This is a genomic window from Candidatus Enterococcus ikei (assembly GCF_017316105.1).
Lineage (GTDB): Bacteria > Bacillota > Bacilli > Lactobacillales > Enterococcaceae > Enterococcus_L > Enterococcus_L ikei.
In genome coordinates, this window is record NZ_JAFLWD010000012.1 from 1 (window position 1) to 20,516 (window position 20,516).

Below are 20,516 nucleotides of genomic sequence, written 5' to 3' on the forward strand. Positions count from 1 at the left end.
GACCTGCTTATACAGTTTTTTTTGAACAAATTCTTACTTTTTAATCAAGTTATTTCAATGCAATGTTTTCTTTAACATATATAGATGATGTTCGTGAAATAGGTTTTCCTCTACGATTTCCAAAGATACCCAACGCATCGGTTCTTTTTCTAGTGGAACTGCAATCTTATCAGCCAATGTGCAAACATAAAAATAGCCGATATTATGCTGTGATAAAGTAGAATATTGCGGAGAAACCCAATGTTTTTCAGCTTTTCCAATAAACTCACCTACATTTAGGCTAAATCCTATTTCTTCAATAGCCTCTCTTTTTACAGTTTCAACAGGATCTTCTCCCTTTTTAATTTTGTATTACTGCATCTCCCCCACACACGGCGGTTATATGCTAATTCATTATTTCTTTTCCCAAAAGACTTCACTTCATACCTCACCATTTGTCCAAACAACTGAATAGCGTTTCAAAATAATTTTAGTTTTAGAAAAAGAACTTACTTGATTTTCTTACTTTCCCCTTCATACGCTCTTCTCAACGCCGCTATGTCAATTCGTTTCATTTTATACAACTCTTGCATCACACGATATGCCCTATCAGGATCAGAATTATCGAATAATTGATCCATATCCGTTGTAACTGTTTGCCAGCACACGCCGTACTCATCTTCCATCCAACCGCATGGCCACTCTTTTCCTTTGGCAGTGACAGCGTCCCACAATCGATCGATTTCTGCTTGATCTTGACAGTACACATAAAATGAAGTGGCCATCGTAAAGGTAAAACCATGTGCTTCTCCGCTATCCATCACACGAAATGGTTGTCCGTGCATTGTAAATAATCCTTGTGCGACAGTTCCATCTGGTTTTTTTTGGACATATTCTACTTTTCCGTCACCGAAAATGTCGATCCATTGATTCATTGCTTCTTCGGCTTTTCCAAACTGCTCTCCTGTAAATAAAAAAATAGGTGCAATAGATTGCGCTGTTTCCGCTAAGACTAACTGCCATGAAACACCATATTGATCGTTTAGCCAGCCATATTTTTTACTGAATGGGTATTGTCCAAATTCCATCAACACTTCGCCGTTATGACTTAAAGTTTCCCATAGCTTGTTGATTTGCTCTTCCGTCTCACATTCTACGAAAAATGAAATTGCTGGTGTAAACGAAAATTCTGGACCACCATTCAGTAAAATAACTTCTTGTCCTGCCAGAGTCAACGAGATCGTCAGCACTGACCCTTTAGGTTGATGTTCGCTATCTACATAGTAATCAACCTTATTGATTTTACTCTCTTCAAATGCGTTCACATAAAACTCAGCTGCTTCTTCTACTTTTCCATCAAACCATAAACATGGAGAAAATTTGGACATCTTTGCTCATCCTTTCTGAAATAGAATAAATCAAATACTTTGACCCTATTATATACATCAAATGAGTTATTTGAAAAAGCCATGCTCCTGATTATTTTTGAACGATGTTTTATCTCAGTAACTGCCTTCTTCTCCTTGTGAAGTTAAAATCACTGGTCCTTCTTTGGTAATGGCTAAACTATGTTCATATTGACAGCTCAAGCTACCGTCTCTTGTCTTGGCAGTCCAGCCATCTGATTCCATTTCCATTTGCCACGAACCGACATTTACCATGGGTTCTATTGTTATTGTCATTCCCTCTTTTAATCGCAACCCTTTACCAGGTTCTCCATAATGGGCAAAAAATGGTTTTTCATGAATCGTTGGACCAATGCCATGTGTGATAAAATCACGAACAACACTATAACCTTCAGATTCCACATACGTTTGAATGGCATGACCAATATCGCCAACACGATTGCCAACTTGAGCTTGCTCAATGCCTAAATATAAAGCTTTTTTAGTAACGTCCATTAAATGTTTCGTTTCATCTGTCGCTTTGCCTACTGAATAAGCCCAGCAAGAATCTGAAATTGCGCCATTCAGGTCAATACACATATCGACTTTGATCAAGTCTCCATCTTTTAATATTTTTTTCCTTGGAAAACCATGACAGATTTCATCATTGATACTACAACACGTTGCATACTCGTACTCTTCAAAACCAATTTGAGCCGCCACACCGCCATGACTCTCGATATAATTACGAACAAATACTTCAATATCCCAACTTGTAATTCCTGGCTTGATAAATGTCCGCAATTGCTTGTGTACATCCGCTAATAATGCACCTGACTTCGCCATCATATCTATTTCCCTTTTTGATTTTAATGTAATCATTTGTTTCCTCTTTTCCTGATTCGATTTATTTTGATTAAAATAATTTTCTGAAGTTCACTTGATTCTTCACTCTTTCATAGCCTTGATGCTCATAAAATTTATGCGCTTCGGTTCTTTCAACACCTGAATTTAGCCGAATACCTTTTGCTCCATTTTCTTTTGCCCATTGCTCTGCATGGTTAAGTAAGGATTTGCCTGCACCTTGACCGTGTATATTTTCATCTACCACTAGCGCCATCACATTCATCAGCTTAGGTCCATAAGTACAAACATATTCACTTAGCTGGATATAACCAATCACTTTTCCAGCAATTTCTTTTACAAATATTTTATTTACTGGTGATGAAAGTATGTACTTTAATTGCTCTTTCGCATCTTCCAACGGATAGTCATGTTGCAGCGGATACGTATTTAGTCGATTGATTGCTTCGATATCTTCTAGTTTCGCTTCTCTAATTGTCATGATAGACTCCTCCATTTTAATTACCACCATTATACTCCTTTTCATAAAAAAAGAAGAGCAACTTCTCAGCTACTCTTCTTACTTTATTCAATTAACCATTGTAGGCATCAATGATGATTTGTTTCAATTCACTGATCAATGGTTCTTTTGGATTTGCTGTAGTACATTGATCTTCATAAGCAAGTTCTGCCATGTGATCAACTGTTGAATCAAGAATTTCTTGTGTAACACCTTGTGCTTTCAAGTTCATATCGATTCCAACAGATACACCTAAATCATAAACAGCTGTTGCTAATGCATCTACTAGCTCTGCTGTATTTTTTCCTTTAAGACCTAAGAATTTCGCAATATCAGCGTAATCTGTGTCGGCACGGAAGTAGTCATATTTAGGGAACATAGCATGTTTTGAAGGATCTTTGGCATTGTAACGGATGATATGCGGTAATAAAATCGCATTAGTACGTCCGTGAGGAATCCCATATTCTCCACCAATTTTATGCGCTACTGAGTGACAAATTCCCAAGAATGCGTTGGCAAAAGCCATACCAGCCATTGTTGATGCGTTATGCATTTTTTCACGACTTTCTGCATCCGGACGTTTCACTGAGTTTTCTAAGTGTTCAAAGACTAATTTGATTGCTTGTAAACTTAATCCACGCGTGTAATCAGAAGCCATTACTGAAACGTAAGACTCGATCGCATGTGTTAATACATCCATACCAGTATCAGCTGTTACAGAAGCTGGAACTGACATCACAAATTGAGGATCGATGATCGCAACGTCTGGAGTCAATGCGTAATCAGCTAATGGGTATTTTACATGTGTATCGCTATCTGTAATAACCGCAAATGGTGTTACTTCTGAACCAGTACCTGATGTTGTTGGAATACATACAAATTGTGTTTTAACAGCTTTGTCGATTTTGTACGTGCGTTTACGGATATCTAAGAATTTTTGTTTAGCGCCAAAGAATTCTGTATCTGGGTGTTCATAGAACATCCACATGCCTTTAGCCGCGTCCATTGCAGATCCGCCACCTAAAGCGATGATTGTATCTGGTTCAAAATCAACCATAACTTTTGTTCCAGCGTAAACTGTATTTGTAGAAGGATTAGGTTCTACAGCTGAGAATACTTCGATTTGAACGTCGTTTTTACGTTTTTGTAATTCTTTGCGAACCGTATCAGCATAACCAAATTGAACCATTCCTGGATCACAGACGATCATCACACGTTCAACATTTTCCATTTTTTGTAGATATTGTAATGAATTTTTTTCAAAGAAAATTTTTGGCGGTAATTTAAACCATTGCATATTATTTCTCCGTTTCGCTACAGTTTTGACATTGATCAAGTTGACAGCAGATACGTTTTTAGACACTGAGTTTTTACCGTAAGATCCGCAACCTAATGTTAATGAAGGAAGCATTTCGTTATAGATATTACCGATTCCGCCTTCAGCAGATGGAGAGTTTACCAAGATACGGCAAGCTTTCATGCGTAAACCAAATTTCACTTGTAGATCTTCATCTTCTGTATGGATTACAGCTGTATGACCTAAGCCGCCTAATTCAAGCATTGCTTCACATAAATCAAAAGCATGTTCTGAATTTTTTGCTTTCATCATTGCTAAAACTGGAGATAATTTTTCACGTGAAAGTGGATATTCAGCTCCTGCACCTTCAAGTTCAGCAATTAGAATTTTTGTTCCTTTTGGTACTTTGATACCAGCTAATTCTGCGATATGTTCAGCAGAGTAACCAACGATTGCTGGATTAACGGCATATTTACCTTCGTTCATAACAGCATCTTCTAATTTTTGTAATTCGTTCGGTTTAACGAAGTAGACTTGGTGTGCTTCAAATTCAGCTTTAACTGCTGCGTATACTTCTTTATCTACGATCACAGCTTGTTCAGAAGCGCAGATCATACCGTTATCGAATGATTTAGAAACGATTAAGTCATTGACTGCACGTTTGATTTTCGCTGTTTTTTCAATATATGAAGGAACGTTACCTGGTCCAACACCTAAAGCTGGCTTACCTGTTGAATAAGCTGATTTCACCATAGCACTACCACCAGTAGCTAAAACGATTGCGATTCCAGGATGGTTCATCAATCCTGAAGTTGCTTCTAATGAAGGTTGTTCGATCCATTGTACACAGTTTTCTGGAGCACCTGCTTTGATGGCTGCATCACGAACGATACGAGCAGCTTCTGCAGAACATTTTTGCGCACTTGGGTGAAACGCGAAAACGATTGGGTTACGTGTTTTAATTGAGATCAACGCTTTAAAGATTGTTGTTGATGTTGGATTTGTTGTTGGTGTAACACCACAAACCACACCCACTGGTTCTGCGATTTCGATTAATCCTGTTTGGTCATCTTTATTGATAACGCCTACTGTTTTATCATGTTTGATACTGTTCCAAATATATTCTGAAGCGTACATGTTTTTGATTGCTTTATCTTCATAAATTCCACGGCCTGTTTCTTCTACAGCCATTTTTGCTAGAGGCATATGTTGATCTAACGCAGCCATTGCCATTTGGTGCACAATGTGGTCAACTTTTTCTTGATCGAAGTCTTCCATTTCTTTTAAAGCAACATTTGCTTTTTTTGCCAACTCGTCGATCATCGCTGATACATCAGTCGTTTTGGTATCTTCTTTCTTCATTGTTTTAGCCATTATGATCCTCCTAGAAAAATAAATAATTTATTTTTTGTTTGTTAACTATTTCACATACACATCATACAACATTATTTTTTTCTTGTAAATAGTTTTATTGTGATTTTTTTCACATTTAATCAAGTTTTTTTATTCGCAGTAAAAACAAGCGCTTCCTATCTGACAAAAAGAAAAAAACCTATTCTTTTGCTAGAATAGGTCCGTTAAATCATGCCAATCTTTGATTGTTAAACTACTTGTTTGTGCAATCAACTGCTGATAATCAAAAAATTCGTTCGGCTCAATATGTAAAATGTCTTCACGACACGCTTTGATCGATGATGGAGATTTCTTTTTCCAACGATAAGAAACAAGATAATTCATCAATTCTGTTTCGTTGACAGATGAATACCCAAGTTGCTGAAACGATCGGCATTTAGCTTTTAGTTCTTTTTTTAATAAGAATTTTTGATGCCAAGATAGCTTTTCGATGGCCCTCTCCTTCTTTCTAAAAAATAATCTATGTATTTTACTTATATGTTAGAAAGAAAAAATCCCAGCAAGCTGGAATTTATTCTTTCGTTTCATCGTTTTCAGAAATTGTTGTTGGTTCTTCAACAACTGTTTCTTTCGTTTCAACTACAGTTACATCATTGTCATTAGCAACAACTGTACCTGGTTTTACTGTTTTGATTGCTGCACGATCAAATTCAAGGATAATTCCTTCACAATCGATCAATACAGTTCTTTTTTCATTGTCGATTTCAGAGATTACACCATGTAATCCGCCGATCGTTACAACTTCATCGCCCACTTTCATTGCATCCAAAAGTGTTTGACGTTCATTTTGTTGTTTCTTTTGCGAACGTGTCATAAAAAACATCATTCCCGCTAAAAGAATTAATGGTAAAATAAACGAAAGTCCTCCGCCCATTATCTATTCACCTCTCTATCGTATAATCACTAGTTTACTGTAACAAAATTTCTCTTGCAACACTAGTCTTTTGATCATTTTTTTAGAAACTTTTCGCATTCTCTTTATTGAAGCCATATTCTTCAAAAAAGGCTTGTCTAAATTCTAGTAAATTATCATCCATGATTGCTTGACGAACTTGTTTCATCAAATTCAATAGGAAGTATAAATTATGGTAAGACGTTAAACGAATCCCAAATGTTTCATCCGCTTTGATCAAGTGGCGAATATAAGCTCGAGTATAGTTTTTACATGTATAGCAATCACATTTCTCATCCAAGGGACGGAAATCTCTTGCGTACTGTGCATTTTTAACAACTAAACGACCTTTTGAGGTCATACAAGTTCCGTTTCTAGCAATTCGAGTCGGTAAGACACAATCAAACATATCAATTCCGCGAATCACACCGTCGATCAATGAATCAGCCGTTCCTACACCCATTAAATATCTTGGTTTATTATCAGGAATCAATGGCGTAGTGAAATCTAATACACGATTCATTTCAGCTTTAGGTTCACCAACAGATAAACCACCAATGGAATACCCTGGAAAGTCCATACTAATCAAATCTTTGGCACTTTGACGACGTAGGTCTTCAAAGCCTGCTCCTTGGATAATTCCAAATAAGCCTTGACTGTCTGGATTAGCATGAGCTTTCAATCCACGTTCTGCCCAGCGTGATGTACGCTCGATTGATTTTTTCACATAGTCATAGCTTTCATCAAATGGCGGACATTCATCAAAGCTCATCATAATATCAGAGCCTAGATTGTTTTGAATGTTGATTGCCTTTTCTGGTGAAAGGAATAATTTAGATCCATTCAGATGATGTCTAAAGTGAACACCTTCTTCAGTGATTTTACGCATATCACTTAATGAAAATACTTGAAAACCACCAGAATCGGTTAGAATCGGTTGATCCCAATTCATAAATTTATGTAAGCCGCCTGCCTCTGCAATCAAATCATCTCCAGGACGAAGCCATAAATGATAGGTATTGCTTAAAATCACTCCTGCGCCCATCTCTTTCAAATCTTCTGGTGACATTGTTTTTACTGTCGCTAACGTTCCTACAGGCATAAACATTGGTGTTGGAAACGTTCCATGAGGGGTAATGATCTCTCCTAAACGGGCACCTGTATGTTTTTCTTTCTTTATTAAACGATAACGAATGGCTGGTTCTGACATTCATTTTCCTACTTTCTTTTGTAAATTTACACTTTCTTCATCATACTTTTTTTTGTTCGCATTTGCAAGGTTTTACGGGCTTTCTTTAGTATATCCTTAGACAATAAAAACTGGAGATAAGATAAATTTCTTTTGTCTCCAGTTCTTTTTTTTAATTCACTTATTTGTTGCTCATTGCTGTTTCAAGTTCCAACATGGCTGTTTTGACAACTTCTGGTGTAATCTTTTCTTTCATATAATGAATGGTTTCATGTGGCTCTGCAGCACGTTCTGCAACTCGGTTATATTCATCTGCTGACAAAGTCATTTTCATCTCTTTTAAGGAAATTGGTAAATCTAGACTATGATAAAATGGAATTAGTCGCTCGATTTCCGACCACTTGTCTTCGATTACTAACTGAACCAAAACACCGTAAGCGACTTTATTCCCATGTAGCTGTTGGTGGCTCTCAGGTAAAATTGTCAGCGCATCATGTATGGAATGAGCTCCTGCCGTACGACCGTAATCATCACCGAACCCACCAACCATTCCACCAAGTAAAATATTTGTCTCTACAACATTTAAAAAAGCTTGATTGATTTCTTTTTCTTTCATAGCAGCAAGTGCTTCTTGACTGTCAGCAAGTAAAACATCACGACATTTTTTTGCTGCGAAGGCAGAGACTTGGATTTCAATTGGGTTTACTTCTAGTTGTGAAATCATCGCGTCTGCTTCATACCATTTTGCCACAGTATCACCAATTCCTGCGATCATCAACTCAATCGGCGAATCCAAAATAACTTTAGGCTCGATCAAAACCAATGCATTACTTTGAGCAAATACATCATAACGATCCATTTCACCGTCCGTCTTATACATCACACTTAATGGAGTATACGCAGCACATGTCGCAGCCAAGGTCGGCAAAATTAAAATAGGCGTATTGCATTGATTCGCTACAGCTTTACCTAAATCTGCAATTTTCCCACCTCCAACAGCGATGATTGCTTCTAATTGCTCTTGTTCAAAAATTTGCTTTAACGCTATCGTCTGCTCATCCGTACATTCTCCGCCATAATAGACAAAGTGCGCATCTATATTCATTAATGTAGGAAAATACGGTTTCGCCGCTTCCCATGAATCTTTCCCATGTAAAACCATTACTCGTTTGATCTTTCTTCTATTTAAATGTTCTTCTAAATCATCCCACGCACCAACTCGGCATTCATATTCTTGCGGCGCTCCTCTTACTATCAATGATTGATTCATTCTTCTCGACCTTTCATTTTTTACTAATTTTTATGCAAAAGTGAAATTTTGTAAATTCTTTGATAAAATTCACTTTTCCTTTCCCTTAATCTATGATATGATAAAACACATCCAAAAACAATAAATTTTTATACATTTATACACGTTTTTTAGAATATTTATTGAAAAAAAGCTAAGCAGTTGTACTTACTCAACTGTTATCACTCTATTATAAAGGAGAAGAACAAATGAAATTATGTAAAAAAACCTTAGCACTTATTATTCCTATATTGCTGATACTACTCACTTTTATCCCGGTAACTACAGCAATCGCCGAAGAACCAGATCCAGTCTACGACAGCATCATGAAACGAGGAGAACTAATCGTTGGTCTATCCGCTGATTATGCCCCTTATGAATTTCATGCAGATGTTGACGGTAAAGATCAAGTAGTCGGTTTCGACATCTCGATCGCACAAAAAATCGCTGACGATCTTGGCGTTAAACTAAAAATCGAAGAATTGGGTTTTGATGCATTATTAGGTGCCTTGAAAACTGGTAAAATCGATTTGATTATTTCAGGTATGGCACCAACACCTGAACGACTGCAAGAAGTTAATTTTTCAACGCCTTACATGACAGTTCAACAAAAAGTTGTCGTTAGAAAAGCGGACAAAGATCAATTTCAATCAACAAAGGATTTTAATGGTGTAAAAGTTGGTGTTCAAAAACAAACGACACAAGAAGAATTAGCGAAAACAGAACTTGTCGGTTCAATTCCAACTTCTTTGCAAAAAGTGCCAGATATCATCATGAACTTAAAAAATAAAAAAGTGGATGCTGCGGTTCTGGAAGGACCAGTTGCTGAAGCTTATGTTGACCGTGATAAAGAATTGACATTTGCAGACGTATCGTTTGAACAAGGTCAAAAAGATGCTGCTGTTGCGATTCCTAAAAATGCACCTATTTTAGAACAAAAAGTCAACGCTTCAATTAAAACCATCAATGATAATAATTTACTTGATGGTTATAAAAAAGAAGCTGGCAAATTAATGTTTACAGACGATGAAAGCTTCCTTGGAAAATACGGAAAATTCTACATCAGCGGTGCTGGTTATACCATTTTCTTAGCCTTTATGGGTGTATTGTTTGGTGCTATTCTGGGTGGCTTACTTGCTCTAATGAAGTTATCAAAATCAAAAATTTTACGTGGAATTGCTATCTGCTATATTGAATATGTTCGTGGTACACCGTTATTAGTTCAAATCTTTATCGTCTATTTCGGTACAGGAGTTCTAGGTTTAGATTTATCGAAAATCGCTGCTGGTTGTATCGCTCTTGCATTAAACAGTGGTGCTTATGTTGCTGAAATCGTTCGTGCCGGAATCAACGCCGTCAACAAAGGGCAATTAGAAGCTGCACGTTCTCTTGGTATGAATCAACCACAAGCGATGCGTTACATCATTTTACCGCAAGCAATCAAAAATATCTTACCTGCTTTAGGAAATGAATTTGTCACTGTAATCAAAGAATCTTCTGTCGTTTCAGTTATCGGTGTTTCAGAACTGATTTTCCAAGCCGGCAATGTTCAAGGAGCCAGCTTTAAACCATTCTTACCATATCTCGTGGTATCATTGATTTACTTTGTTTTAACCTTTACCATCTCACGCCTATTAGGTGTTGCTGAAAGGAGAATGAGCACTAGTGATTAATATTAAAAACTTACACAAAACCTTCGGAAAAAATGAAGTCTTAAAAGGCATCGATTTAGATGTAAAAGCTGGAGAAGTGGTCGTAATCATCGGCCCTTCTGGTAGCGGGAAAAGTACCTTCTTACGTTGCTTAAACTTATTAGAACAACCAACAGACGGAACGATCGAATTTGAAGGAAAAAATTTATTGGATAAAGAGACAGATATCGATGCTCTTCGTCAAAAAATGGGGATGGTATTCCAAAATTTCAATTTATTTCCTCATAAAACAGTTTTAGATAATTTAACGATCAGTCCAATCAAAGTCAAAAAAGAAACAACTGAAGCCGCAAAAGAAAAAGCTCTTGCTTTATTAGAACAAGTTGGTTTAAAAGATAAAGCAACTAGCTATCCTTCCAGTCTTTCTGGTGGGCAACAACAACGGGTAGCGATTGCGCGTGCCTTAGCAATGAATCCAGATGTGATGCTCTTCGATGAACCCACATCTGCACTTGATCCAGAAATGGTCGGTGAAGTTTTAGCTGTTATGAAAGCTTTGGCTGTTGAAGGAATGACGATGGTCGTTGTAACACATGAAATGGGCTTCGCTCGTGAAGTAGCGGATCGTGTGATTTTCATGGATGCTGGAATCATTCAAGAAGAAGGCACCCCTGAAGAGATTTTTGGTCAACCGAAAAACCCAAGAACACAAGACTTTTTAAGAAAAGTTTTATAAAAAGCGAAAGAGGACAAAGCAAGTATAAACAAACTTGCTTTGTCCTCTTAAAAAAATAGTATAGAATGAATAGAGCAACAAGTAATTGGAGGTAAAAACATGAATCGTTCAAACATTGCAAAAAAACATCAGCAACCTGCTGAGAATATCTTGATGGATATCGCTACATTAGCGAAACAAGTACCAGATTTATTGGATTTATCGATTGGCGATCCAGATTTGATTACTAGCGAAAGAATCATTGACGCCGCTTTTACGGATGTCAAAAATGGGCATACTAAATATACAGCATCTGGCGGTAGTCAGGAATTTATCGATACTGTAGTGAATTTTTATCAAACACAGTACGGACTCTCATTTAAGGCCAACCAAGTTCGTGCCACAGTTGGCGCTTTACATGGGATGTATTTAACCTTGCAAGTCATTCTTGATCCAGGAGATGAGGTTATTATCCATGAACCTTATTTTTCTCCTTACAAAGACCAAGTTATTTTCGCTGGTGGAACCCCTGTATTTATCCCTACCTATGAAGAAGATGGTTTTCAAATCAATATTGATGTATTGAAAACGGCAATCACGGATAAGACCAAAGCCATCATCATCAACTCGCCCAATAATCCAACTGGAGCGGTTTTCTCAGCGGAAACCTTTAAAGCAATTGCTGATCTTGCTATCGAGCATGATTTTTATATTCTTTCTGATGAAGTTTACGAAGCCTTTTGCTTTTATGATGATTTTGTCCCGATGGCAACTTTTGCACCTGAAAATACAATTACTTTTAGTAGCTTCTCTAAAGCTTTTGCAATGACTGGCTGGCGAATCGGATACATGATCGCTCCTGACTATATCAATGAGGCTGCAAAACTGATCAATGAAAGTATCACCTATTCTGCTCCAAGTCCTTCACAGCAGGCAGGAATCTTTGCCTTAAATCATGCAGATACTTTGGTACCAGCTGTAGTTTCAGTCTTTAAAGAGCGTTTGGAGTACATTGCCAAACGAGTTGAAAAGATTCCATTTCTTTCTCTTCATCCAGTTAAAGGCAGCATGTATGCCTTCATCAATATTTCTAAAACTGGACTGACTTCTGTTCCTTTTGTTGAAAAAGTATTGAAAGAAACAAATGTTTTGATGATTCCCGGAAAGGCTTTTGGCGAAACGACTGGAGATGAGTATGTTCGTTTGGCTGCAACACAGGATATAGACGTATTGAAAGAAGCGTTTGATCGAATAGAACAGATGCGTTTTTAAATAATAAAAGTTTTGCTTTTCCCATAAATTTTGATGGAAGAAGCAAAACTTTTATTGTTTATCAAATTAATATCATTGTGATTGTTCACTATCCGCTAAAGTATTATACAAAATAACCAACGTAGTAATAATACAAACAGCTATTTGAATTAGCAGATTATCTGAAAAACTTTCAGTTATTTTAATTGTAGCAATTGCCAAAAAGAAACAAACTGCTAAAACTACCGCCAGTTTAATTCGCTTAAACTCTTGTTGAATACGATGTATCGTTTCAATAGGAACGCCTTTTTTCTCAGAAATTTCCCGCAATTTATGTTTCCCAAGCAACTGCCACATAACATCTCGATATAGCTTTTTAGCATCTGGATCTCGGCTAAACACAGAATATGTTTCCTTATTTCGATCTTTCTCTTGTTTTAATTTCAGCTTGATTAAACGCGGATGTAACAACTGATCATTTCGATTTACCCAAAAAAGTACTTCGCGCCATTCTAATAAAGTCAATTCTGGTGATGTTAGCACTACTAAATCAAGCTCTAATTCTTCCAACTCATCCAAAAAACGAAGTAATTTTTGATAATCTCTTGAGATGACTTCTAAAAATGCAATCACTAAACAATCACCTGACTCTGTATAATCTAGTAATCGTTGATAGTCACTTTCCGGATTTTGAAACACATCATACTTCTGGGCGCCATCTGAGAAAATTTCATCTACTTTATAAGCTTCTAAAAAATCCAGTTGTTTGTTTAATTTATTTCCACGAGCATAGCCTAAATTCATTCTTATCTACTTCCTCGTTTCGTCGGTCTAGTCTTTCATTCGTATCTGTTCATCACGTTTTTTTATTTACTTTTTCAAGCCAAGCATCTGTGCTACTTCGCCTTAATTTTACCTAGGTTATTTTCTTTATACGACCAATGATAGAGTGATGGGTCTTCTTTAATTGGCTTGATATAGGTTGTCAACCATATTTCTGAATTAGCTGATACATCAACTTTAATTGGCGTTTTAGTGCTATTATTAGGCAAATGTTGCTGCTTAGCAGTTGTCATTACATAGCCCACCAACTCATAATTCATTGGTATTTTGGGAGTAAAAGAATAAAGGGATTCCTTGATCTGATAACGAATAACAAAAGTATCAAAAGATATTTCATCATTGTCCGCAGAAATCATTGTTAAAGAAAATCCATCTTTCTTTTGTCCTAATTCTGTTTTACTATCTAGTACCCCAAACCCTTGCTTGGGTATAACAACCTGGTCATTTTTATTAGTCACAACTTGTCGAGCATGGACTGTCAATTTACGAGATACATAAATCAAACGACCTTGTTGAAATTCACTAGTAATCGTCCACGTAAGTGGAGAAATCTGCTTTCCTTCAGTAGTTATTAACTTGGCAAAATCATAAAAGTTTACATTTTTTGGTGTAATATTTTCCTGTTTTCCAATTGTTATCTTCTCATCCAATAATAAGTCTGCGGAAGTTAATGCATTTCCAGCTTCATCAAATGCTTTTAATGAAACTTTTTGAGGTATCTCCTCCGTCCAACAAACTTTAGTTACTTCATTTACTTGCGTTGTACTTTGAGCTCTCTCATGAAAAACCACCTGAATTTCTCCTTTTTGATTCGTAGGAGAATAAATGGTGAATCGTAAATCATTTATAAAATTAGTAATTGTCATTAAATCATTTTTATCTTTGATTGCAAATGTAAAAGATTTATATTCAGCAGTTTCGGTTGGTTCATATGCAGTCCAATTTGCTGGAAGTGCTAAGGATTTAAAATCCTTAATGACCGTATTTTTTGGTGTACGGAACTCTAATTCCTCCATACTATTATCTATAGCTCTATCTAGATTTAGGTCAATTAATTTCCCTTCATCTTTTGTTCGTTCAACTTTAAAATTAACATTTTGAGGTAAATCTTTGATTTGTTGACTACTGACTTCAGAAACATTATCTGAACGATCTACGGCTAAAACATGTAAAAATTTTTCTGAATTTTTATTTTCATTAATTGTAAAAGCACTTCTTGTTTCATATTTGACAGAATCATCATCCGGAGCAACATATAAATCATATTTTTCTTTCGGAATTCTACCGTATGAATCTTTGTAGCTTTCAACAGTATCTTTTAATTTTGATTTTGGTGAATCTGTCAATTCGTAAAAGTAACCTTCAATATTACTCATGATGACTTCTTCTACAACATCTGATTTTTTCTTACCGGATGATTTAGTATCAGCTTCTACATACCACTGATATTTCTTACCCTTATCAGAAGCATCAACTCTAACACTGAGTTGTCCTTCTTTACCACAACGAACACTAGCATTAGGTTTATCTGGAGCCTTATCATCCTTAACCGTTTGATCCATAGCCCAATTGTTTAAAGATACTTGAGCTAAATTATACAATGTATTGGCAATTATTTTTCTTTCATCTAAACTTGAAGCACCATTTGAGTGACCAGTTTGAATCATCCCAACATTGTTATTAGTCTTTAAGTACCAACCACCTCGCCAATCTCCATCTTCTAAAATTGGATTTGGCCACGGATCTGTGGGGTTAATAAATTCAAGCCACGTTGTTCCAATATTTTTATCTTGTAACTCGATATTATGAGTATAAGGGATATTTAAAACAACATTATTTTCCATTTCAAAAGGATATTTCATTAAATAACCATTATTGATCAGTTGAACTTCCGCTGATCCTGTCATAGAATTTGTTTGTCGTTTACCAACGCCTAACAAATCTTTGAAATGCTCATAAAATACTGTTCTTGTATTATTGACAGTATCATGGCCAAACAATATTCCACGTCCTGTATCAAGGTATACTTTTGTTATTTCCGCTCCATTTTTAGTGATATCCCTCATATTATTCGTATCCCAAGAACCAAACATTAAAACGTCATACTTATAGTCACCTGTATTATCTTTTAAAAAATTATTTGGATTTGCATTATATTGACTTATGGCTACTGGAGTAACTTGTATTAAATTAGATCCGTCTTTAGCTTTTAAATTTAGTCCGTCCATCCAATTTTTCAAGGTATTTGACCTAAGTTCATCAGGATATATGTTTAAAACTTTGATTGATTGGCCATATTTCAAAGAACGATTATTCCATGTTTTCCCATCTTCAGATTGATATAATTGATAACCAGACTGGCTTAAATCAGCTACTTTGTCCCAATTTAAATCTGCATAATTTTTTCGATCCTCTTGACTCCATTTATTTTCTGCTGTTAATCTAAAATCACCATTATTTATTACAGTGGATGCTTTCATTTTATCTTTATTAATAAAAAAATAGCCAACAATAAGGACAACAAATAACAATACAATTAATCCTTTCACACTTTTTTTCAGCTTATTTTTATGTCCCTTTTTTTTCATATTTTCTCCTTTTTTCAATACTCACCAAATCAATGACTTCTTTGAAAACACTCATTTCATGAGTGTTGAATTGAAAAAGTAAATCACGGAATAATTATTCCATGTACCAGTCTTTACTCTACTATTTTAGCTAACTGGTCATCTATATTCTTTAGCTCTCCGCCACTAGGAACACCTTGCCACCAAGCATCACGATAAGCATACTTTGCACAATTGATTGCTTCCACTTTTATCAATAAGTTAACCGTTGCTTCATGATATTCCTGTCCTAATTCACTTTTCAATTTTACTTGTGTAAATAAATTTTCTGTAACATTAGATTTGCCTGTTTTCAAAACATTTAAATAATAATAATAACCATCTTCACCGAGTTTCCAATGAGTATTGTTTAAATCCAAAAGAAGTTCTCCACCTATTTTAGATGGCAACAATCGAATACTCCCATTATTGTCTAAACGAATATCTGGATGAATCATCACGCGAACAAACTGATTGATAGTGCCAGTGTTTGCTATGGTTACTTTTTTATTAACTGGTTTATTTGGTAAAATCGTTATTGGTTCCGTAAATACTTCTTCGACTTTCGTTTGAAGATTTCCAATTTGAAAAAGATTAACTTTCTCTTCTCTCATCGTCATCGCAGCATATGCCACTGCACTTCCTACTACTAAACACACAATAGATATTGGTACTATCCAAAATAAATGAACTATTTTTTTCTTTTGTTTCATTTTTAATCCCTCCTAACGAATTTTTCCACGATACATGGCTTCAACATATGAACTAGAAGCGATCTTCCAGTCCTCCATTAGAGACTTTGTAATATCGTGGGCATCCATAACTGGAATTAATTGATACAAAGAACCTTTGTATTTGTTCGGTAAATTTTTGTCTAGTGTTACGCTTTTAATAAGCAGTTTAGTTGCTTCTTTTGGCTGCAGTACTTCTGAATAATAAAAATACCCCTCTGAGTAATACCAATAATTTCGAATCCCTGACTTTGGTTTATTATTTATGTCATAAATGTCAGTATTGTTAAACTGGATCGTTAAATAGTTTAGCCCTTTATTCGGTCGTTTCCCGTTATAAACATATGCAGTGCTCGGATTGGTTTTATCTGCTTTATAAACTTCTGATGCTATATAGTATTTTTCAGAATCTACCTTATATGTACTACCTTTTGCCCATGTACCAGCATCAGCCAACGTCATATCAGTTCCACTCGGATTTTTTACGATTTTCTGAACGCCATTACCAACACCATCTGTCATATCAAGTTCAAACTGAGCAAAAAATTCATACAAAGATACTCGAACAATAGCTGGAACTTGTCCATTATTTCTCACCAGCAAGTTCTTTTCAGTCGTTGTTCCTGGCATCCACTGTAAGTTAGGTGTGAATTTTCCATCAATTACCGCAGAAAGCTTTCTAGTGTTGGTCTTGCTTTGGTTGATCTGTTCATCACTATAGGTAATCCACGAGTAAGTACTTCCAACTACAAGTACCAGACTTAAAAATACAGAAAACACTGCCAAAAAAGGTTTGTTTTGATTGATTGTTTTCAACAATTTTTTCCCTCTACTCATTTGTCAACCCCTTCTTCTAATCCACATTTCTTTGATCATCTTTACGTTTTTTCCACAATAAAATCGCTATTAATACTAACAGTAGTCCAGCTAAGGTTTTATAAATCAGATTTTTGATTTCTTCTCCTGTCATAGGAAAAGTCCCTTTAGGTTTGGGGTTATCAGGCGTACTGCTAGCTACCGTCTCCTCCGAAGGCTTAGGTTGATTTTTTGTTGCAACAAAAGTCCAATGATACAATAATTGACTTTCTTCTTTGTAATCTTCAAGTGTCAAATCTTTATTGATTTCAAATACCGCTGTTAAAATTTGATCTTTCCCGTATTCACAGATTCCTACTATTAATGGCTGAACTGTCCAATCAAATTCACCATTTCCTAATAATGGCCCTTTGTATAACTCTTTTCCATCAATAAACAAAGTCAATGTGATAAGCTTATCAAAATTAATTACTCCTTTCGTTGACTCAGGAGTAACTAAAATTCCTAATTCGAATGGTTCTTTTACATCCATACCACGAATCGTAATAGTTTTTTCATAACTTTCTCCAGGTAAGACATTTGGCAAATCAACGTAATATTCTCCTTCTGAAGAGGCAGATATACCTGCTTCATCGCCAATGACCACTCCTGGAGGAAGGGTTTGACTGGCAACAGCTACTAGCGATCCACTGGTAAAAGTGATAAAAACACTTAATAAACTGTATAACACTAGAAATGGCAAACATACTTGTAATAATCGTTGCTTCATCGTTTTTCCCCTTCCATCGTATTTACTTTTTAGTTGAATATTAGCTTACTGCTTGTCCATCTAAATAAGTTGTAATTTTTTGAGTTTCTGATCCCTCAGCTCCGTTTAAGTTCCAACCTGTACTATCTGTTAAAGCTTCTCTAGTAGCTTGAATAGCTTCCATCTTGACAATTAAATCATATGTTGCATTTGTAAATTCTGTTGAAATATCATTTGTAAAGATTAGCTTTTTCAATAATTGTGGTGTTGATTCTCCTGATTTAACTGGACTTGTAAAGTAGAAATAGCCATCTTCTTTATTGTATGCCCACTTTCTCTCAAGAAGTCCTGCTGTTGTAACCATATCTGTACCGTACCCAATATTGATACCACTAACACCTAAAGCATCTTTATCTGCCTGAACACTTTTTCTATCTTCATTTGCTACAGGAATTTGATCTGCTCCCGTTGCTGGAGATGCTTCTGGAAGTGATGCTAATCCTAAAGCTTTGACTGTGTAGTCATAATCTACAGCATGTTTCTGTCCTGCACTTCCTAATAGTGAGGCTTTTACAGCTGTTGCTTCTGGCGATGCACCTTCTAAAGAAGCAGCCGCCCAGTTCGTTACTTTATTGCTGTACCCACCACTGTAGACTGAATATTTTGCTTTAGACAAAACAAAATTCCAATCTCCAATTGATGAGTCCGCAGTATTTCCATTTACTACAGATAAGTCAGTTTCCATTGCTTGATATTTTCCTGATTCATATTCAAAAAATGCAGAATAATTAAGTGTAGTACTTTCTTTACCAGTTAATGGATCTTTAGTAACCGTACCATTTGCATAAACTTTTACACCTGCGGGTAAAGCCGCTGCTGCACTATCTTTAACTTTACTTGTTACATCTGTATAGCCGCTTTCTTCAGCAATATACTTTTGTCCGTCATATTCAACAGGTATATCATCTGATAAAGCTGGTGTTGCACTAGCTTTCCAGCCAGAGTCTCGACCGGTCACTGCTCCTTTTTCTGTTAGATGTTTCAAAACTTCTTCGTAAGATACACGAACAAAAACCGGTGCATTACCTGTATTTTTTACGGATACTTCTTTGATCGTTTCAGTTCCTGGAATGATGTCTTGCTCTCTCCAAGTTTCCTCAACAGCAACACTACCATCCTTAATCGCTGCAGATTTCACACGGTTAATTTTTTGATCTTGAGAATTAATCCATGCAAAAGTCCCCGCTGCCACAGCCAACATCGCTAAACATGCAGCGGCTACCAATTTTTTCTTTTTGTTCTTTTTCATTTTTATTAGTCCTCCTAAAAGATTTAATATATATATATTTCTCATTTAACTAACCAAATTTGGATAAGATAAATGATAATATCACCGTTCATACATTGGGTATCTTGTATTTCTTCTTTTCCTAATTAGTTCTTCTTTGGGTGAAAATAGGTAAGATTTCAATACCAAGAAAAAGCCATATACAGAAAGAACACAAACAATACAAGCCCAAAATTCTTCTCGAACAAAATCAAATACATCGCCCACTTTAGGTACGGCAAACACAACTTTGCCCAATACTCGATCGGCTGATATTGGTGGATCATTGGTTTTGTTAGCATCACCTTTTGTAATTAGATAGTCACCTTTTTCTCCATTTAATTCGTCTTTATGCTCCACCATTCTATGTGTCAGATAACGTGTGCCATCTCCAACAGCAAAAGTCACAATATCATCTTTTTTGATCTTATTGCCATCCATCAGTTTGACAATTACGACATCTCCAGCATAAAACCCACCCTTTAATCCATCATCTTGCGGAACCATGGAATTAGTCAAAACTGTATAAAATCGATAACCAAAAATTGACGCTGTTGACTTTGAACTAAATGAAAACATTACTGCCATCGCAATTATCCCAATAGTGACACCATAAAATACAAAATTACTTAGAAAAGAAAAGACCAACATCCCCGGACTTTTAGCAACTGAATGTTGTCCACTTCTATAGTTAGTCCCCATGTTATTTCTGTGTTCTCGAACAGGGCGATTAGGCTGCATCCGCTGACGAGGATATTCTTGAAATTCAGAACGTCTAGGTCTAGGATTCTCATAATAATCATCATGAGAAACACGTCTTGTCGATCGTTGTCTTGACCTTAAATTACGTTGATAATCCCTTTTATCTTCCATATAAGATTTTCTATTATCGTAAGTACGGACAGACTTATTTGAAGCGCTGTTCCTAACGCTATCCCTAGAACGATTGCCTTTCCGGACAGACGATTTTCTTGCCATACCCAATCTCCTTTCATTACTGACAGACCTTCGTTACTATCTG

19 protein-coding genes are annotated in these 20,516 nt (G+C 36.0%); 3 read left to right on the forward strand and 16 right to left on the reverse strand.

From position 1 onward, the window contains the following. Window positions 1–54 precede the first annotated feature (54 nt). The 9 genes from JZO69_RS16850 to JZO69_RS06015 form a co-directional block, all read right to left on the reverse strand. The gene (locus JZO69_RS16850) at window positions 55–345 is read right to left on the reverse strand and encodes an NUDIX domain-containing protein (RefSeq protein ID WP_207112032.1); all 291 of its coding nucleotides are present in this window, start codon (window positions 343–345) and stop codon (window positions 55–57) included. A 143-nt stretch (window positions 346–488) separates the two neighbouring features. Then, window positions 489–1,367: a VOC family protein gene (locus tag JZO69_RS05980; protein ID WP_207111981.1), complete on the reverse strand. Its 879-nt coding sequence runs from the start codon at window positions 1,365–1,367 to the stop codon at window positions 489–491. Window positions 1,368–1,481: 114 nt separating this feature from the next. After that, window positions 1,482–2,246 (reverse strand): type I methionyl aminopeptidase, encoded by a 765-nt coding sequence (map, locus tag JZO69_RS05985; protein ID WP_207111982.1) that lies wholly within the window; start codon window positions 2,244–2,246, stop codon window positions 1,482–1,484. A 34-nt stretch (window positions 2,247–2,280) separates the two neighbouring features. Next, window positions 2,281–2,709, reverse strand: a complete 429-nt coding sequence (locus JZO69_RS05990; RefSeq protein ID WP_207111983.1) for a GNAT family N-acetyltransferase — start codon at window positions 2,707–2,709, stop codon at window positions 2,281–2,283. A gap of 91 nt (window positions 2,710–2,800) precedes the next feature. Continuing rightward, complete coding sequence (gene adhE, locus JZO69_RS05995) at window positions 2,801–5,398, reverse strand: bifunctional acetaldehyde-CoA/alcohol dehydrogenase (protein WP_207111984.1); 2,598 nt, start codon at window positions 5,396–5,398, stop codon at window positions 2,801–2,803. 189 nt (window positions 5,399–5,587) lie between these two features. Next, window positions 5,588–5,869, reverse strand: a complete 282-nt coding sequence (locus JZO69_RS06000) for a post-transcriptional regulator (protein ID WP_207112033.1) — start codon at window positions 5,867–5,869, stop codon at window positions 5,588–5,590. 79 nt (window positions 5,870–5,948) lie between these two features. Then, the gene (yajC, locus tag JZO69_RS06005; RefSeq protein WP_207111985.1) at window positions 5,949–6,311 is read right to left on the reverse strand and encodes a preprotein translocase subunit YajC; all 363 of its coding nucleotides are present in this window, start codon (window positions 6,309–6,311) and stop codon (window positions 5,949–5,951) included. Between the two features lie 82 nt (window positions 6,312–6,393). Then, entirely contained in the window at window positions 6,394–7,539 is a 1,146-nt protein-coding gene (gene tgt, locus JZO69_RS06010) for a tRNA guanosine(34) transglycosylase Tgt (protein WP_207111986.1), read from the reverse strand. 160 nt (window positions 7,540–7,699) lie between these two features. Beyond that, window positions 7,700–8,788 (reverse strand): iron-containing alcohol dehydrogenase family protein, encoded by a 1,089-nt coding sequence (locus JZO69_RS06015; protein WP_207111987.1) that lies wholly within the window; start codon window positions 8,786–8,788, stop codon window positions 7,700–7,702. 227 nt (window positions 8,789–9,015) lie between these two features. Between JZO69_RS06015 and JZO69_RS06020 the strand changes: the two genes are divergently transcribed. From JZO69_RS06020 to JZO69_RS06030, 3 genes are all read left to right on the forward strand, one after another. Further along, window positions 9,016–10,479 (forward strand): ABC transporter substrate-binding protein/permease, encoded by a 1,464-nt coding sequence (locus tag JZO69_RS06020; RefSeq protein ID WP_207111988.1) that lies wholly within the window; start codon window positions 9,016–9,018, stop codon window positions 10,477–10,479. After that, window positions 10,472–11,194 carry an ATP-binding cassette domain-containing protein gene (locus JZO69_RS06025; protein ID WP_207111989.1) on the forward strand — a complete coding sequence of 241 codons (723 nt, stop codon included), beginning with the start codon at window positions 10,472–10,474 and terminating at the stop codon, window positions 11,192–11,194. The genes JZO69_RS06020 and JZO69_RS06025 overlap by 8 nt, the downstream gene beginning before the upstream one ends. 99 nt (window positions 11,195–11,293) lie before the next feature. Next, a complete protein-coding gene (locus tag JZO69_RS06030; RefSeq protein ID WP_207111990.1) occupies window positions 11,294–12,445 on the forward strand; it encodes a pyridoxal phosphate-dependent aminotransferase in 1,152 nt (383 codons plus the stop codon). A gap of 72 nt (window positions 12,446–12,517) precedes the next feature. On the opposite strand, the gene JZO69_RS06035 is transcribed toward JZO69_RS06030, so the two are convergent. From JZO69_RS06035 to JZO69_RS06065, 7 genes are all read right to left on the reverse strand, one after another. Then, window positions 12,518–13,228 carry a recombinase family protein gene (locus JZO69_RS06035; protein WP_207111991.1) on the reverse strand — a complete coding sequence of 237 codons (711 nt, stop codon included), beginning with the start codon at window positions 13,226–13,228 and terminating at the stop codon, window positions 12,518–12,520. A gap of 92 nt (window positions 13,229–13,320) precedes the next feature. Then, window positions 13,321–15,855 (reverse strand): hypothetical protein, encoded by a 2,535-nt coding sequence (locus tag JZO69_RS06040; RefSeq protein WP_207111992.1) that lies wholly within the window; start codon window positions 15,853–15,855, stop codon window positions 13,321–13,323. Between the two features lie 113 nt (window positions 15,856–15,968). Next, on the reverse strand, window positions 15,969–16,586 hold the full coding sequence (locus JZO69_RS06045) for a hypothetical protein (protein ID WP_207111993.1): 618 nt from the start codon (window positions 16,584–16,586) through the stop codon (window positions 15,969–15,971). A 12-nt stretch (window positions 16,587–16,598) separates the two neighbouring features. Next, the gene (locus JZO69_RS06050) at window positions 16,599–17,441 is read right to left on the reverse strand and encodes a BsaA family SipW-dependent biofilm matrix protein (protein ID WP_207111994.1); all 843 of its coding nucleotides are present in this window, start codon (window positions 17,439–17,441) and stop codon (window positions 16,599–16,601) included. Between the two features lie 16 nt (window positions 17,442–17,457). Further along, window positions 17,458–18,189: an LPXTG cell wall anchor domain-containing protein gene (locus JZO69_RS06055; RefSeq protein ID WP_207111995.1), complete on the reverse strand. Its 732-nt coding sequence runs from the start codon at window positions 18,187–18,189 to the stop codon at window positions 17,458–17,460. A gap of 40 nt (window positions 18,190–18,229) precedes the next feature. Further along, window positions 18,230–19,477, reverse strand: a complete 1,248-nt coding sequence (locus JZO69_RS06060; protein WP_207111996.1) for a hypothetical protein — start codon at window positions 19,475–19,477, stop codon at window positions 18,230–18,232. A gap of 81 nt (window positions 19,478–19,558) precedes the next feature. Continuing rightward, entirely contained in the window at window positions 19,559–20,473 is a 915-nt protein-coding gene (locus JZO69_RS06065) for a signal peptidase I (RefSeq protein WP_207111997.1), read from the reverse strand. Window positions 20,474–20,516: the final 43 nt, after the last annotated feature.